Consider the following 13651-nt stretch of genomic DNA (forward strand, 5'->3'; position numbering starts at 1 on the left):
TTGAAGCCGAACTGCGTCGGACGGCTTGCCGGAGCAATGCCGTATTATCGAACGGCCGGATGCCGGACCTTGGCAGCAGGTTATCTTGCCATGCAGGAGGCGGCGGGCGGCGCTATTCCCTCGAAGAACCATCTGGAGATGCAGACCTTCGTGCGCGCCATGCCGCATTTGGCACTGGTCGCAGTCACCAAGCCGGACAAATGCGTCTACCGCATCGCCGGCGAGCGGCTGAAGGAACGGGTCGGATTTAATCTGGTGGGTCGGAACTATTACGATTTCGTGCCGCCGGAACGACGTGCCTTCGCCGCACGTGCCATGCACATGGTCCTGGAAACACCCTGTGCTTTCCGCGCTGAGATTCAGCAGAGCTATACCGGCGGCGTGGGTATCATGATCGAGGCCACCGGCTTCCCGTTGCGCGCTGAAGAAAGCGGCGTCGATGGCTTCATCCTGTTCGCCGATCAGGCAATCGATCCTGCCGACGATTTCTTCGATGCCGATCCAAAGCTGCAAGGTGCAAATGTGACCCGCCGGGACCTGATCGATCTCGGTTTCGGTATCGACGAGGCCTTCGAAGATATGATTCAGACCACTTAGCGGGTCCTACGCAAGGCCGTGCAAGATATTGGCCAGCGGGACCTCGACATGAAGGTGGGCAAACTGGTTCCAGAACGGCTGGCCATCGCTCGACAGGAAGATGGCTCCTAAGATGCCCGTGAGCGTTTTGCCGTCTTCCGAAATCGGCAAGTTGAGCCGTGTGTAAGCCAGATAGTCCTTGGTATAGGACGTCATATGGTCGTGGCTGTATGTCACGATTCCCTTATCCACAATGCTGTAAGTCTCCGCGCTGGTGCGGTCGAACTCCGGATATCGTTCCGGGAGGACGTGGCGCTCACGGATTTGGGCCCGGGTAAGCCCGCCGGGTTCGAAGCCAAAGGCTTGCACGATCAAGCTGCCGGCAAGGCGATACCGCAGGTCGTCCGGCCCCTGTCCGGCATCCAGCAAATAGATATGCGACAGCATGGTTCGCAGTGCGACTGGGTCGATGTCCCGGCGGCGCGGCACGCAGCCATTATCCGACAAGCTACGCCAGTAACGGAATAAATTCTTGAGCGCCGGATGGAGGATAAACGTGTCGTCGCGCACAATCACTGTACCTGCGCCCCAAGAGGTGACCAAGGCACAGACAGTACACGCAATCCATTGCACGGCGAAACATGATCGACACTTCCGTCAAACAGCCTTGGTCTGACTTCCTGCCGGCAGTGGGCGGCGGCCGTTTTGCTTGCGCTTATTCCACAAACGATCAGCAGTTACCTGCAGCGGAATCATCGTCATCGTGACCAGCAGTACCCACCAAGCTGGACGGATATGTCCGAGATCGAAGGCCGCCCGCAAAACGCGCTCGCCACCGATCCCAGTTGCAAATTGATACCAGGCAGCTTCGCCGAGCATGGTCAGCACGCCAGCCGAGAACGCCAGACCAGCCAACTGCCATAAACTCAGAGCGCGTTCACCATTCCAGCGATAGGCCAGGCGGTAGAGCATCAGCCAGATGAACAGCCCGCTCATCAAGACCGGCTCTGACACGTTGATCTTCGACTGCATGAAGAAATGCGCCAGGCCCAACATCGTCAATGGATAGACGAGATAGTGCAGGCGCTGCCATTTTTTCCCGCCGAGGCGACGCATGGCGCTGTCGGTCGAGGTCAAGGCCAGCACCAGCAAACCCAACAGGGTGACAAAACCAATGGTGAGATAGATGCGCTGAATGATCTCGCTTGCCACGAAAAGGAACCGGTAATTCTGCTGCACAATGTAGAGAATGAAATGGATGGCGACATAGGAGAAGGCGGCAACGCCAATCATGCGCCGCAACGTCACCAGCCGCGGCCAGCCACCCAGGCGACGCAGTGGCGTGATCGCCAGCGTGATCAGCAGGAAGCGGACGGCCCAGAGGCCGATCTGATGCAAAGCCGCCGTCACCGGCATCGCATTCGTGCCGGAGGCGACAGCACCCAAAACGCCTTGCGCCGGCGCCACGGCGGGTTGCCCGAATGCCCACGCACAGGCGGCCCAGATGCCAGGCGCCAGGATCCCCAGAAAGATGCTCATCTTGAGCCAAGAAAACTGGCCGGCCCGATCTACCCATGGATACAAGATTGGCTCCCTCGCCGCCCGAAGGCGATCACAGCATGACAGTCTACGCCCATCCATTCGCGCGCTGGGCAAGATGTGTTACGGCGGTGTCGGCTGATTGGCCCACGATGCCAATCTACATTTTGTTATGTGAAATTAAAAAATAGAACAGCAGATTGACATTAAATCCAGCACAGCGCACAAGAAACCACCTTGAGCCAACCTATTGCAGATCATCATGAATCCGATCTTCGCGCAGACGGCCACCAGTGTTTTTGAGACCATGTCGCGCCTGGCGCGACAGTTCGATGCGGTCAATCTGGGGCAAGGTTTTCCAGATGATCCCGGCCCCGCCGATGTAAGGCAGAAGGCAGCGGACGCCGTCATCAACGGCTGGAACCAATATCCGCCGATGATGGGCATTCCCGAACTGCGCCAGTCCATCGCGCGGCACTATAAGCGCTTTCACCAGCTGGACCTCGATTGGGAAAACGAGGTGATGGTGACTTCAGGCGCGACCGAGGCATTGGCTGGCGCCCTTCTCGCCTTGATCGAACCGGGCGACGAGGTGGTGCTATTCCAACCGATGTATGACGCCTACCTGCCGTTGGTGCGACGCGCTGGCGGCATCCCTCGCTTCGTCACCCTGCGGCCGCCCCATTGGCGCATCGACGAGGATCAGCTGCGCGCCGTGTTCAACAAGAAGACCCGGGTGGTGCTGCTCAATAATCCACTTAATCCGACAGGCTCGGTATTCCTTCGCGAGGACCTCGAACTGCTGGCCCGTTACGTGGTCGAGCATGATTGCGTGGTGGTCTGCGACGAGGTCTGGGAGCATGTCTTGTTCGACAATGTCGAACATACGCCCCTTTTGACATTGCCCAATCTGCGCAATCGGGTGGTGAAAATTGGGTCTGCCGGCAAGATCTTCTCCCTGACCGGCTGGAAGGTCGGCTTCGTTTGTGCTGCGCCCGAAATCCTACGGGTGGTCGCCAAGGCGCACCAATACGTGACCTTCACAACGCCGCCGAACCTCCAGGCAGCAGTCGCCTATGGGCTGGATAAGGGCGACGACTATTTCCTGGGTTCACGCCGCGATTTCCAGGCCGCCCGCGATCGGTTTGCTGCCGGACTGGAAAAGCTCGGCCTGTCAGTCCTCCCCTCCTCCGCCACCTACTTCCTTAATGTCAATCTCACCCAAGGTCGCTTCAAGGGCATGAACGACAACGCCTTCAGCACCCGACTGGTCGAGGAAGCGCGCGTAGCCTCGATCCCGGTCAGTGCCTTTTATGCCGAAGAGTCCGTGACCTCGGTGGTGCGTTTCTGCTTTGCCAAAAGGTTCGAGACCCTGGACGAGGCGCTTAAGCGGCTCGGCGCCTTCATGGCCCGCCTGTAGCGGCGTCACTGCACTGATTCCTTTCAGGCGAATCGACTGTGCCTCTGCTAGGCTTTGATCATGTTCGAGATCGATCCTGCCCGGCTGGATTTAGCCAAGGAATTCAAGCGCAAGCCGTTCGGCCGCCACAGCGCTGATCTTCAGCGCGTGCTCAACCGGATGCGTTCCGAACCCTTTGAGGGTCACTATGTCCTGCTGCGCGACGGCCGCTTTGGCCCATGGAAGCTGGCGCAACTCGGGCGACGCCCACAGGACCCGATGACCCTGACCGGGCATGTGTTCGAAGATCGCCAGCAAGCTGAATGGACCGTTTTCAAGCTGCGCTGGCAGCGCCTCACGGGCCAAGAACTTCCCCTGGATTGATGGCCCCATGTTGACCGCATCATGTTGAAAATCGTCGGATACACCGACCGGCCCTCGGTGAGGCCCGGAGAACGGCTCGACTTCAGGGTCTCCTGCGAAGGTGGTGCGACATCTTTCGACGCTCGCATCGTGCGCCTGATCTGTGGCGACGACGGTCCCATTAGCCCCGGCTACAAGGCCCTGCCCATTGAGGCCAAGATCAACGGCACCTATCCTGGCCAGCAGCAGAAGATCGATATCGGATCCTATCTGTTGACCACCAAGCCAGTGAGCCTGTTGGCGTCGGCCGGTTTCACCATTGCCGCCATCGTCCAGGCGCATTGGATCGACAAACAGGCACCACAGACGGTGCTGGCTTGCCACCATCTGACGCAACCAGGCTCTTCCCGTGGCGTCGCCCTCGGCCTGGATCGCAGTGGCGCCGGGGCGGTGACCGTGGGCGACGGACGCGGCCAGATCACACTTGGCACAGGCCGGCCTCTGCTGCCCAAGCGATGGTATCTGCTGGCAGCAAGTTATGACGCCCGGGATCGACGGCTGATCGTCATTCAGCGGCCCCTGGACCGCCAGTTCGGCGAGCCTGAAATCAGCGACGGGTCTGCTGTCATCCCGTTCGCCTTGCCGGACATGATGGCCGCAACGGTGACGATCGGCGCCGCGTTGCAGCCCGGCCTCACTGGAAGGCGGCAATCGCAGCATCATTTCGACGGCAAGATCGAAGCACCGGCGATCTATGCCGGCTATCTCGACCCATCGAAGATCAGCCATCCCAGCTGGGCGCCCATTCCCTGCATCGCGCGCTGGGATTTCAGTCGCGACATGGCGGCCAAGATCGTCAAGGACCAGAGCGACAACGGCCATGATGGCGCGCTCATCAATCTGCCACACCGTGCCGTCACCGGGTCGAACTGGCACAGCGAAACCACCAATTGGCACGAGCGGCCGGATCTTTACGGCGCCATCCATTTCCATTGCGACGATCTCTATGACATGGGCTGGGCCACCGACTTTACCTGGGATCTGCCACCAGACCTGCCCAGCGGCATCTATGCCTGCGAGCTGACCACCAAGGATGGTGGCGAAGACATCCTGCCCTTCTTCGTGCTGCCGCCGCGCGGCAAGGTGACCGCGTCGGTCGCGTTCCTCGCTTCGACCTACACCTATCTTGCCTATGCCAATTCGCATCATGGCTATGAGGACGCGTTGTCCGAAGTCTGCTATGGGGCACTTCTGGAACTGGGTCCCACCGAGCAGTTCCTGAAAGAGCGACGTGATTTCGGCCTCTCGCTCTATGACCGCCATCGCGATGGGTCGGGCAGCTGCTATTCCTCCTGGCTGCGGCCGATCCTCAACACGCGCCCCAAACGCGCGATCTGGAATTTCAACGCCGATCTCCACATCGCCGACTGGCTGCAGGCGATCGGGCAGCCTTATGACATCATCACCGATGACCGGATACACGCCGAGGGCGTTGAGCTGTTGAAGGGCTATCGCTGCATCATCGCCGGGACACATCCCGAATATCACAGCACCGCGATGCTGGATGCGTTCGAGCGCTACCAGAGGGATGGCGGGCGACTGATGTATCTGGGTGGCAACGGCTTCTATTGGCGCATTGCCACCAATCCGGAATGGCCGGCGGCGATCGAACTGCGCCGGGGCGAGGCTGGCACACGCTGCTACGAGCTGCCACCGGGCGAGCGCTATCACGCCTTCACCGGCGAATTCGGCGGCCTGTGGCGCAGCCAGGGTCGGGCACCGCAGAAAATGCTCGGCGTCGGCTTCGTGACCGAGGGATTTGATGCAAGTTCCTATTACCTGCGTCTGGCCGACAGCTTCGATCCCCGCGCCGCGTTCATCTTCAATGGGATTGGACCTGACGAGCGGATTGGTGATTTCGGCATTCTGGGCGGCGCCGCGGGTCTTGAACTCGACGCCAGCGATCCGGAGCTGGGTACGCCATCACATGCCCTGATCCTAGCGTCATCGGTGGAGCATTCGAATACTTTCCTGCTGACGCCGGAGGAGTTGCTGGCCGGCTTTCCGGGCCTCGATGCCATCGAGAATGCGAAGTGCCGGGCGGAATTGGTATTCTTCGAAACCCCGTCCGGTGGCGCGGTCTTCTCGACCGGCTCGATCGGCTGGTCGAGTTCGCTCTGCCACAACAATTATGACAACAACGTGTCGCGGCTGACACTGAACGTACTGCGGCGGTTTTTGGATCCGAATCCGTTTGGGTGAGGTAGTGGTTCCCTTTCCATTTCGCCTCCCCCTCAAGGGGGGAGGGGAATTCTTCGTGGGCGTCTCGACCGCTCCACCCTTGCCATATCAGCCCCGGGCGAGGACAATATCGCCATGTTGCTGGAGATCTTCGCCGATACGGTCTGCCCCTGGTGCTATATCGGAAAGCGCCGGCTGATGCGCGCCTTGGCCAACCGGCCGCAGCCGGGCCTGGTGATCCGCTGGCGTGCCTTTCAGCTCAATCCGGGCATGCCGATGGCCGGCATCGACCGGGCGCAGTATATGACGGCAAAGTTCGGCAGCCTGGAGCGCGCGCAGCGGGTCTTTGACAGCGTGGCACGGGTCGGCCGCAATGAGGGCATTCATTTTGCGTTCGATCGCATCCAGCGGACGCCCAATACGCTGCGTTCGCATCGCCTGTTGCAGGCGGCAGCAAAGATCGGCCGCGAGGCAGCTCTCCTTGATCGGCTCTATGTCAGCTATTTCACGGAAGGCGTCGACATCGGTGATCCAGATAAGTTGATTGAGTTGGCCGCGGAAGCCGGCCTTTCCACCGAAACGGCCCACGCCGCAGTTGAGGGCATTCCGGAAATCGATTTGGCGCTTGCCGAGGATTTTCAGTCGCGCCGCCTCGGCATCACGGGCGTACCCTATTTCATCTTCAACGGCCGTTTCGGCCTCTCGGGGGCCCAGGAACCGGAAGTGCTTTATTCAATGTTCGATTTGGCCCGCGAGGATGACGGCGAACGCGCCGCCTCCTGAGCGTCACGCCGCCATGTCGGCGAGCTTGTCCATCAATTTCCGAACGCCGCTCACGCGCGCATCGGCATCCAGCCAATCCTGGCGGTAAACCAGTTTTTGATCCGGTCGTACCGACATGATGTCCGAGCGCTTTGAGATATAGTCGATCAGGCGGTCAGGCTTGGCATAACGGTTTTGCCGGAAGCTCAAGACGGCACCCTTGGGACCGGCTTCGATCCGTTCGATGCCGGCGGCACGGCACAGCCGCTTCACAGCCACGATCTTCAGCAAATTCTCGACTTCGTTCGGCAAAGGCCCGAAGCGGTCGATCATTTCCGCAGCAAAGGCTTCGGCCTCCTGATCGTTCTCCAACGTCGCGATGCGGCGATAGAGGCTGAGGCGGACTGAAAGATCCGTGACATAGGCTTCCGGGATGAGAACCGAAGTACCCAGATTGATCTGTGGCGCCCATTCCTGCTTCTGCTGGGCGCGCAGATCGCCGCGTGCTTCCGCGACCGCTTCTTCGAGCAGCTGCTGATAGAGCTCGACGCCCACTTCGCGCACCTGGCCGGATTGTTCTTCGCCCAGCAGGTTGCCGGCGCCTCGGATGTCAAGATCGTGGCTGGCCAACGTAAAGCCGGCGCCCAGCTGATCGAGCGTCTGCATGACATCAAGACGCTTCTGTGCCGTCTCTGTGAGGGTCTTGTTCGGTATCGTGGTGAGATAGCAATAGCCGCGCAGCTTGGAGCGTCCGATACGGCCGCGCAACTGATAGAGCTGCGACAAGCCGAGGATATCGGCACGGTGGATGATCATCGTATTGGCGCTGGGAATATCGAGACCCGATTCAATGATGTTGGTCGCCAGCAGCATGTCATAACTGCGGTCGTAGAAGGCCGTCATGGCCTTCTCCAAAGAAGTCGCCGACATCTGGCCATGGGCGGTAACGATCTTCACCTCCGGCACCAGCTTGCGGACCCGCTCTGCAACCGTCTCAAGATCCTCGATGCGCGGGCAGACATAGAATATCTGACCGCCACGGAACTGTTCCCGCAGGATCGCTTCCCGCACCACGACCGGATCGAAGGGCAGCACGAAGGTGCGCACAGCCAAGCGATCGACTGGCGGTGTGGTGATCAGGCTCATCTCGCGAATACCAGTCAGCGCCAATTGCAACGTGCGCGGGATCGGTGTTGCCGTCAGTGTCAGCACATGGATGTCGCCACGCAGCTCCTTCAGGCGCTCTTTCTGACTGACGCCGAAATGCTGCTCCTCATCAACGATCAGCAAGCCGAGATCGGCGAATTCGACCGATTTCGCCAGCAACGAATGAGTACCGATGACGATTTCGACCCGTCCGTCCTTGAGGTCGGCCTTGGTCTCCTTGGTTTCCTTGGCGCCCACCAGGCGCGACAACTGGCGCACCCGGACCGGGAAGCCGCGGAACCGCTCGGTAAAGGTCTTGAAATGCTGGCGGCAGAGCAAGGTCGTCGGCGTCACCACCGCAACCTGCTTACCGCTCATCGCCGCCACGAAGGCGGCACGCAAGGCAACCTCTGTCTTGCCGAAGCCGACATCCCCGCAGACCAGACGGTCCATCGGTTTGCCGGCTGCAAGATCGGTCAGCACGTCGTCGATGGCGCGCTGCTGGTCTTCGGTCTCGGCATAGGCGAAGCGGGCGCAGAATTCGTCGAAAGTGCCGGCAGGTGCTGACAGCGGATCGCTTTCGCGAATGGCACGCTGAGCGGCTACTTTGAGGAGATGCTGCGCGATGTCCTTGATGCGCTGCTTGACGCGAGCTTTCCGCGCCTGCCAGGCCGCACCGCCTAGTTTGTCGAGTTCGACCAGCGCATCCTCACCGCCATAGCGCGTGAGGACTTCGATATTCTCGACCGGCACATAGAGCTTGTCGTTGCCGGCATAGGTAAGGCGCAGACAGTCATGCGGCGCTCCACCGACATCAAGGGTTTCAAGCCCCTCGTACCGGCCGACGCCGTGATCGACATGGACGATGAAATCGCCGGCACTGAAATTGGCCAGTTCGGCGAGGAATGTTTCGGTCTTGCGCTTCCGGGTGACCGTCCGTGTCAGCCGGTCGCCCAAAATATCCTGTTCGGTGACGACCAGCAGGCCTTCGGCATTGTAGCCTTGATCCAGCCCAAGCACCGCGCGGCCCAACGTGTCACGCGGATAGGCCATAAACTCGGCCAGACTATCGACGGCAACCTGCTTCACCAAGCCATGTTCGTTAAGCAGATGGCCGATGCGCTCGACGGCACCTTGGCTGAAAGCGGTCAGCAGGACGCGCTTGCCGGCCTGCTGCTCAACGCGGATTGTCTTGGCCGCGGCGTCATAGACATTGATGTCAGGATTGATACGCGCTTCGGCGAAGTTGAGGCCGGGAGCACCCGTCGCCCGCAACGCGCCGTCCGTGCCCGCCCCGAAATGGTGGAAGGCGAAGATCGTATGGCGGCGCGCCAGGTTCTTCCAATCGGTATCGGTGAGATAGAGCTGATCGGGGGGTAGCGGCTTATAGACAGCAGCCCCTGATTCCCGCTCGGCCCGTTGCAGATCTTTGCGGGCACTGTAGAAATCAGTGATCGTGTCGAGGCGCGCGCGCTTGGCCTCGTCCGCCTGATGATCGAGCGTGATCACCGCCTGCGGCATGTAGCCATCGAGCGCCACCAGAGGTGCTCCGAACAACGGCAGCCAGTGCTCCATGCCGGGATAGTGGCGGCCGGCACTGATGGCCTCATAGAGCGGATCATCCAGACCACTCGCGCCGAATATCTCGCGGTATCCGGTGCGGAAGGCTTCGATTGCTGCCGGCGTCAGCGTGATCTCATTCACCGGCTTGATCTGGAATTGATCGAGTTTTTCCTGGCTGCGCTGGGTCAGAGGGTCAAACTGGCGGATGTCCTCGATCTCGTCGCCGAAGAAGTCGACCCGCAGCGGCTGCGGCGTTCCCGGCGGATAGAGATCGATGATTCCACCGCGGAGCGCGAATTCACCGGATTCAGTCACTGTCGCGTTGCGCAAATAGCCGTTGCCCAAAAGGTAGGTCACAACCTCCTCTTGGCTCAGCGTCTTGCCGCGCGCGAGGTCGAGGCCGCTGTTCTTAAAGGCCGCCGCCGCCGGAACCTTCTGCAGCAGAGCCGCCACCGTGGTAACGACAATCGGCAATGGCCGGCCGCTGGCACCCGCCTTGGCAAGCTCCGTCAGCGTTTCGATGCGTGCCGCCAGAATGTCCCGGTGCGGGGAGGAACGGTCATAGGGCAGGCAATCCCAGGCCGGGAAGGCCAGCACCTCAAGTTCGGGGGCCACGAAGCGCAGCGCGTCGATCATCCGGGCCATGCGCAGATCGTCGCGGGCAACATGGAGCAGGCCGTTGAGGGTGCGCACCCGCGCGATACCGGCGACCAATTGGGCATCATGCCCGTCCGGTACGCCGCCCACATCATGGCGGCCGGCCGCGGCCACGTCCTTTGGTAGGTCAAAAGGCAGGATCTGGCGCATCAGGGCTCACCCACTCCGGAAAGGCGCCGACGGCCAAAGGCCACCAGCCGGGCGGTCACAGGACTGCGCAACCTGTCCGGCAGGCTTTCGCGGCCGGACAGCCAATCATAGATATCGGGGTCGATTTCGCTCAGGAAGGCACTCAAATCGCGTAACTCGTCAGCATTCATGGTGGGCAGATTGGCTTCGGCAAAAGGCCCCAGAACCAGGTCAAGTTCCTTGGTCCCACGGTGGCGGCACTGGAACATCAGCCTTTTGCGCTGTCGCTCCACCTCCTCCATGCCGATACCCTTCCCTCTTTTACGTTTGGCGCATAGAGTCCCCCCGTTTCCAGCAGCAGCCGGACCCGGAATCCCTTGCGACCGCAAATCCTTTACCCGCTCTTTGCCCCGGTGACCAGCCTGCCCGGCATCGGGCCTAGGCTCGGCAAGCTGTTCGAGAAATTGACCGGCCCCAATGTGGCCGGCCTGCTGTGGCATTTGCCCACGGGATTGCTGGAACGCCAGCAGGAACCCCCCATCGATACAGTTGCGGACGGTGCCACGGTGACCTTGAAGGTCCAGGTAACGATCCATCTGCCGCCGCAGCGGCCGCGCCAACCCTACCGTGTTTCCTGCGTGAACGATTCCGGGGCGGTGGACCTGGTGTTTTTCAACCCAAGGGTCGACTACATCCAGAATTTGCTGCCGCCGGGCGAATGGCGCGCCGTCTCCGGGAAGGTCGAGCGCTATGCCGGCACCCTCAACATGGTGCATCCCGATTACATCCTGCCGCCGGAGCGCATGGATGAGATCAAGGGCCTTGAGCCGACCTATGGCCTGACTGCGGGCCTGACACCGCGCCTGGTTCTCAAGGCGGTCGCCGCGGCGCTCGACCGCGCGCCGGACATGCCGGAATGGATCGACGGCCATGTCATGAAGCGGCACAATTGGCCGAAATGGAAGCCGGCCATCGAAACCGTGCACCGGCCGGCGGGGACAACCGATCTCGAACCCGGCACGGTCGCGCATCAGCGCCTGGCCTACGATGAATTGCTGGCCAGCCAAGTCGCCCTGGCGCTTGTGCGGCAACATAATCGGCGGCTGGCTGGACGGCCTTGCGTTGCAACCGGCGCGCTGACCTCCCGCGTCAAGGCGCGGCTGCCCTATGACCTCACTGCCTCGCAGCGCCAGGCAATCGAGGAAATTGCCAGCGACATGGCGTCCCCGCAACGCATGCTGCGCCTGCTCCAGGGCGATGTCGGCAGCGGCAAGACGGTGGTTGCACTCTTTGCCATGCTGATCGCGGCGGAGGCTGGCGGTCAGGCCGCCCTGCTCGCCCCCACGGATATTCTCGCGCGACAGCATTTTGCCACCCTGGAGCCGCTGTTGCGGGCGGCCGGGTTGGAACTGCGCCTGCTGACCGGGCGCGACAAGGGCAAGGCGCGCGACCGCATTCTGGCCGACCTCGCCTCCGGTGAAACCAAGCTGGTCGTCGGTACGCACGCGCTGGTGCAGGAAACCATCGTATTCGACGATCTGCGCCTTGCCGTTGTTGACGAGCAGCATCGCTTTGGCGTGCAGCAACGTGTCGCCCTTTCGGAGAAAGGCAAGGGCGTCGATTTGCTGGTCATGACCGCAACGCCGATCCCTCGCACGCTGACGCTCACCGCCTACGGCGATATCGACGTTTCGCGCCTGACCGAAAAGCCGCCAGGGCGGCAGCCGATCGATACGCGCATCATCCCGCTGGATCGTCTGAACGAGGTAGCCGAAGGGTTGCACCGGGCAACGGCACAAGGGTCGCGAGTCTATTGGGTCTGCCCGCTGGTAGATGAATCGGAACTCATCGACCTCGCCGCTGCCACCGAACGGCACGAGATGCTGAAGATGCTGTTTGGTGACCGCGTCGGGCTGGTGCATGGTCAGATGAAGGCAATCGAGCGCGACAAGACCATGGCAGAATTCCAGGCCGGTGAAATCGATATCCTGGTGGCGACGACGGTGATCGAGGTCGGGGTCGACGTCCCGCAGGCCACCGTGATGGTGATCGAACATGCCGAGCGCTTCGGCCTTGCCCAGCTGCATCAGCTGCGTGGGCGGGTCGGCCGCGGGTCAGGCAAGTCGAGCTGCCTGCTGCTCTACCAGACACCTTTGAGCGAGACCGCCAAGGCGCGTCTCAACATCATGCGCGAAACGGAAGACGGCTTCCGCATCGCGGAAGAAGATTTACGCCTCCGCGGCGCTGGTGAGCTGCTGGGCACGCGGCAGAGTGGTCTGCCGGAATTCCATCTGGCAGACCTCGTCGCCCATGCCGACCTCATCCAGATCGCCCGCGACGATGCCCGTCTGGTGCTGGAAAAGGACCCGGAACTGGTCAGCGAGCGTGGCCTTGCGCTGCGCGTCCTCCTCTATCTTTTCGAGAAGGACGCCGTCGTCAAAACCATCCGATCAGGTTGACGGTTTCGCCTTTGACGCGTTCTTCGGAACGGCCTTGCCGGGCGCCACGATACCGCCAGACACAACCAGCTTGATCCCGTCCTCGACCGACATATCGAGATATTTCACATCCGTGCGCGGTACGAAGATGAGATAGCCCGACGTCGGATTGGGTGTCGTCGGCACGAAGATGGTGAGCGCATCGCCGCCAATGGCCGCAGCAACTTCCGGCGGCGTCGTGCCGGTGACAAAGCCCAGGGTCCAGGCGCCAGCACGCGGGAACTCCACCAACACGCAGTCACGGAACGCAGCCGATTGGTTGGCAAGGACGGTTTCCACGATCTGCTTGATGGCGCTGTAGATGCTGCGGATGATTGGCAGGCGATTGAGCACGCTCTCCATCAACTGCCGCGTCAGGCGCCCGAACAAGCCGGCCGTCACAGCGCCGATAAGGGTGAGCACGATGAGGACGATGATGAGACCGATGCCGGGGATGGAGAACGGCAGGTAGTTTTCGGGGTTGTATTCCGGCGGCACCAGCGGCAGCACCGTCTGGTCAACCCAGTTGATGAACAGCCATGCGATATAGACCGTGAGGCCGACCGGTGCCGTGATCAGGATGCCGGCCAGGAAATAGTTGCGCAACCGTACGCCGAACCCGAGCCGAATCCGTTTCGGCAGCAGATCTTCGGACGACAGATGGGGCGGCGGGGAGTCGGGGCCCGGCTGTTGCGGGTTATCCGGCTGGCTCATGATCCAACGTACCTTTTTGTGACCAAAATCGGCCCTATCAAATAGCACTGGCACCGCTGACGCAACTCCGGCAGAATCAAGCACA

Annotated in this window: 11 protein-coding genes; 6 read left to right on the top strand and 5 right to left on the bottom strand. The window is 61.2% G+C overall.

Annotated elements, in window-relative coordinates:
- Positions 1-69: 69 nt before the first annotated feature.
- The gene (locus AC1DWZ_RS14400) at positions 70-597 is read left to right on the top strand and encodes a PAS domain-containing protein (RefSeq protein WP_477169604.1); all 528 of its coding nucleotides are present in this window, start codon (positions 70-72) and stop codon (positions 595-597) included.
- Between the two features lie 6 nt (positions 598-603).
- On the opposite strand, the gene AC1DWZ_RS14405 is transcribed toward AC1DWZ_RS14400, so the two are convergent.
- Both AC1DWZ_RS14405 and AC1DWZ_RS14410 read right to left on the bottom strand, forming a co-directional pair.
- The gene (locus tag AC1DWZ_RS14405; RefSeq protein ID WP_477169605.1) at positions 604-1146 is read right to left on the bottom strand and encodes a PAS domain-containing protein; all 543 of its coding nucleotides are present in this window, start codon (positions 1144-1146) and stop codon (positions 604-606) included.
- 87 nt (positions 1147-1233) lie between these two features.
- Entirely contained in the window at positions 1234-2115 is an 882-nt protein-coding gene (locus AC1DWZ_RS14410; protein WP_477169606.1) for a protein-methionine-sulfoxide reductase heme-binding subunit MsrQ, read from the bottom strand.
- Positions 2116-2377: 262 nt separating this feature from the next.
- Here AC1DWZ_RS14410 and AC1DWZ_RS14415 point away from each other — a divergent pair, with 262 nt between their 5' ends.
- The 4 genes from AC1DWZ_RS14415 to AC1DWZ_RS14430 all read left to right on the top strand — a co-directional run bounded on the left by AC1DWZ_RS14415 (position 2378) and on the right by AC1DWZ_RS14430 (position 6901).
- Positions 2378-3535: an aminotransferase gene (locus AC1DWZ_RS14415; protein ID WP_477169607.1), complete on the top strand. Its 1158-nt coding sequence runs from the start codon at positions 2378-2380 to the stop codon at positions 3533-3535.
- Positions 3536-3595: 60 nt separating this feature from the next.
- Positions 3596-3898, top strand: a complete 303-nt coding sequence (locus tag AC1DWZ_RS14420) for a N,N-dimethylformamidase alpha subunit family protein (protein WP_477169608.1) — start codon at positions 3596-3598, stop codon at positions 3896-3898.
- Positions 3899-3919: 21 nt separating this feature from the next.
- Positions 3920-6139: a N,N-dimethylformamidase beta subunit family domain-containing protein gene (locus AC1DWZ_RS14425; RefSeq protein ID WP_477169609.1), complete on the top strand. Its 2220-nt coding sequence runs from the start codon at positions 3920-3922 to the stop codon at positions 6137-6139.
- Positions 6140-6253: 114 nt separating this feature from the next.
- Positions 6254-6901 carry a DsbA family oxidoreductase gene (locus AC1DWZ_RS14430; protein WP_477169610.1) on the top strand — a complete coding sequence of 216 codons (648 nt, stop codon included), beginning with the start codon at positions 6254-6256 and terminating at the stop codon, positions 6899-6901.
- A 3-nt stretch (positions 6902-6904) separates the two neighbouring features.
- Here the strand turns inward: AC1DWZ_RS14430 and mfd are convergent, their stop codons facing one another.
- Together mfd and AC1DWZ_RS14440 are read right to left on the bottom strand one after the other, a co-directional pair.
- Positions 6905-10396: a transcription-repair coupling factor gene (gene mfd / locus AC1DWZ_RS14435; protein WP_477169611.1), complete on the bottom strand. Its 3492-nt coding sequence runs from the start codon at positions 10394-10396 to the stop codon at positions 6905-6907.
- Positions 10396-10677 carry a succinate dehydrogenase assembly factor 2 gene (locus AC1DWZ_RS14440; protein ID WP_477169612.1) on the bottom strand — a complete coding sequence of 94 codons (282 nt, stop codon included), beginning with the start codon at positions 10675-10677 and terminating at the stop codon, positions 10396-10398. Before AC1DWZ_RS14440 ends, mfd begins: the two co-directional genes overlap by 1 nt.
- Before the next feature lie 75 nt (positions 10678-10752).
- Between AC1DWZ_RS14440 and recG the strand changes: the two genes are divergently transcribed.
- Entirely contained in the window at positions 10753-12834 is a 2082-nt protein-coding gene (recG, locus tag AC1DWZ_RS14445) for an ATP-dependent DNA helicase RecG (RefSeq protein WP_477169613.1), read from the top strand.
- Here recG and AC1DWZ_RS14450 read toward each other — a convergent pair.
- Positions 12826-13566 (bottom strand): DUF502 domain-containing protein, encoded by a 741-nt coding sequence (locus AC1DWZ_RS14450; RefSeq protein WP_477169614.1) that lies wholly within the window; start codon positions 13564-13566, stop codon positions 12826-12828. The genes recG and AC1DWZ_RS14450 overlap by 9 nt on opposite strands.
- Positions 13567-13651: the final 85 nt, after the last annotated feature.

This window comes from Dongia sp. P2_B8 (assembly GCF_056404715.1).

Coding starts and splice junctions, on each gene's coding strand:
- AC1DWZ_RS14430 (WP_477169610.1), top strand. CDS start 6,254: ATGTTGCTGGAGATCTTCGCCGATACGGTCTGCCCCTGGTGCTATATC.
- AC1DWZ_RS14420 (WP_477169608.1), top strand. CDS start 3,596: ATGTTCGAGATCGATCCTGCCCGGCTGGATTTAGCCAAGGAATTCAAG.
- AC1DWZ_RS14410 (WP_477169606.1), bottom strand. CDS start 2,115: ATGAGCATCTTTCTGGGGATCCTGGCGCCTGGCATCTGGGCCGCCTGT.
- AC1DWZ_RS14450 (WP_477169614.1), bottom strand. CDS start 13,566: ATGAGCCAGCCGGATAACCCGCAACAGCCGGGCCCCGACTCCCCGCCG.
- AC1DWZ_RS14415 (WP_477169607.1), top strand. CDS start 2,378: ATGAATCCGATCTTCGCGCAGACGGCCACCAGTGTTTTTGAGACCATG.
- AC1DWZ_RS14425 (WP_477169609.1), top strand. CDS start 3,920: ATGTTGAAAATCGTCGGATACACCGACCGGCCCTCGGTGAGGCCCGGA.
- mfd (WP_477169611.1), bottom strand. CDS start 10,396: ATGCGCCAGATCCTGCCTTTTGACCTACCAAAGGACGTGGCCGCGGCC.
- AC1DWZ_RS14440 (WP_477169612.1), bottom strand. CDS start 10,677: ATGGAGGAGGTGGAGCGACAGCGCAAAAGGCTGATGTTCCAGTGCCGC.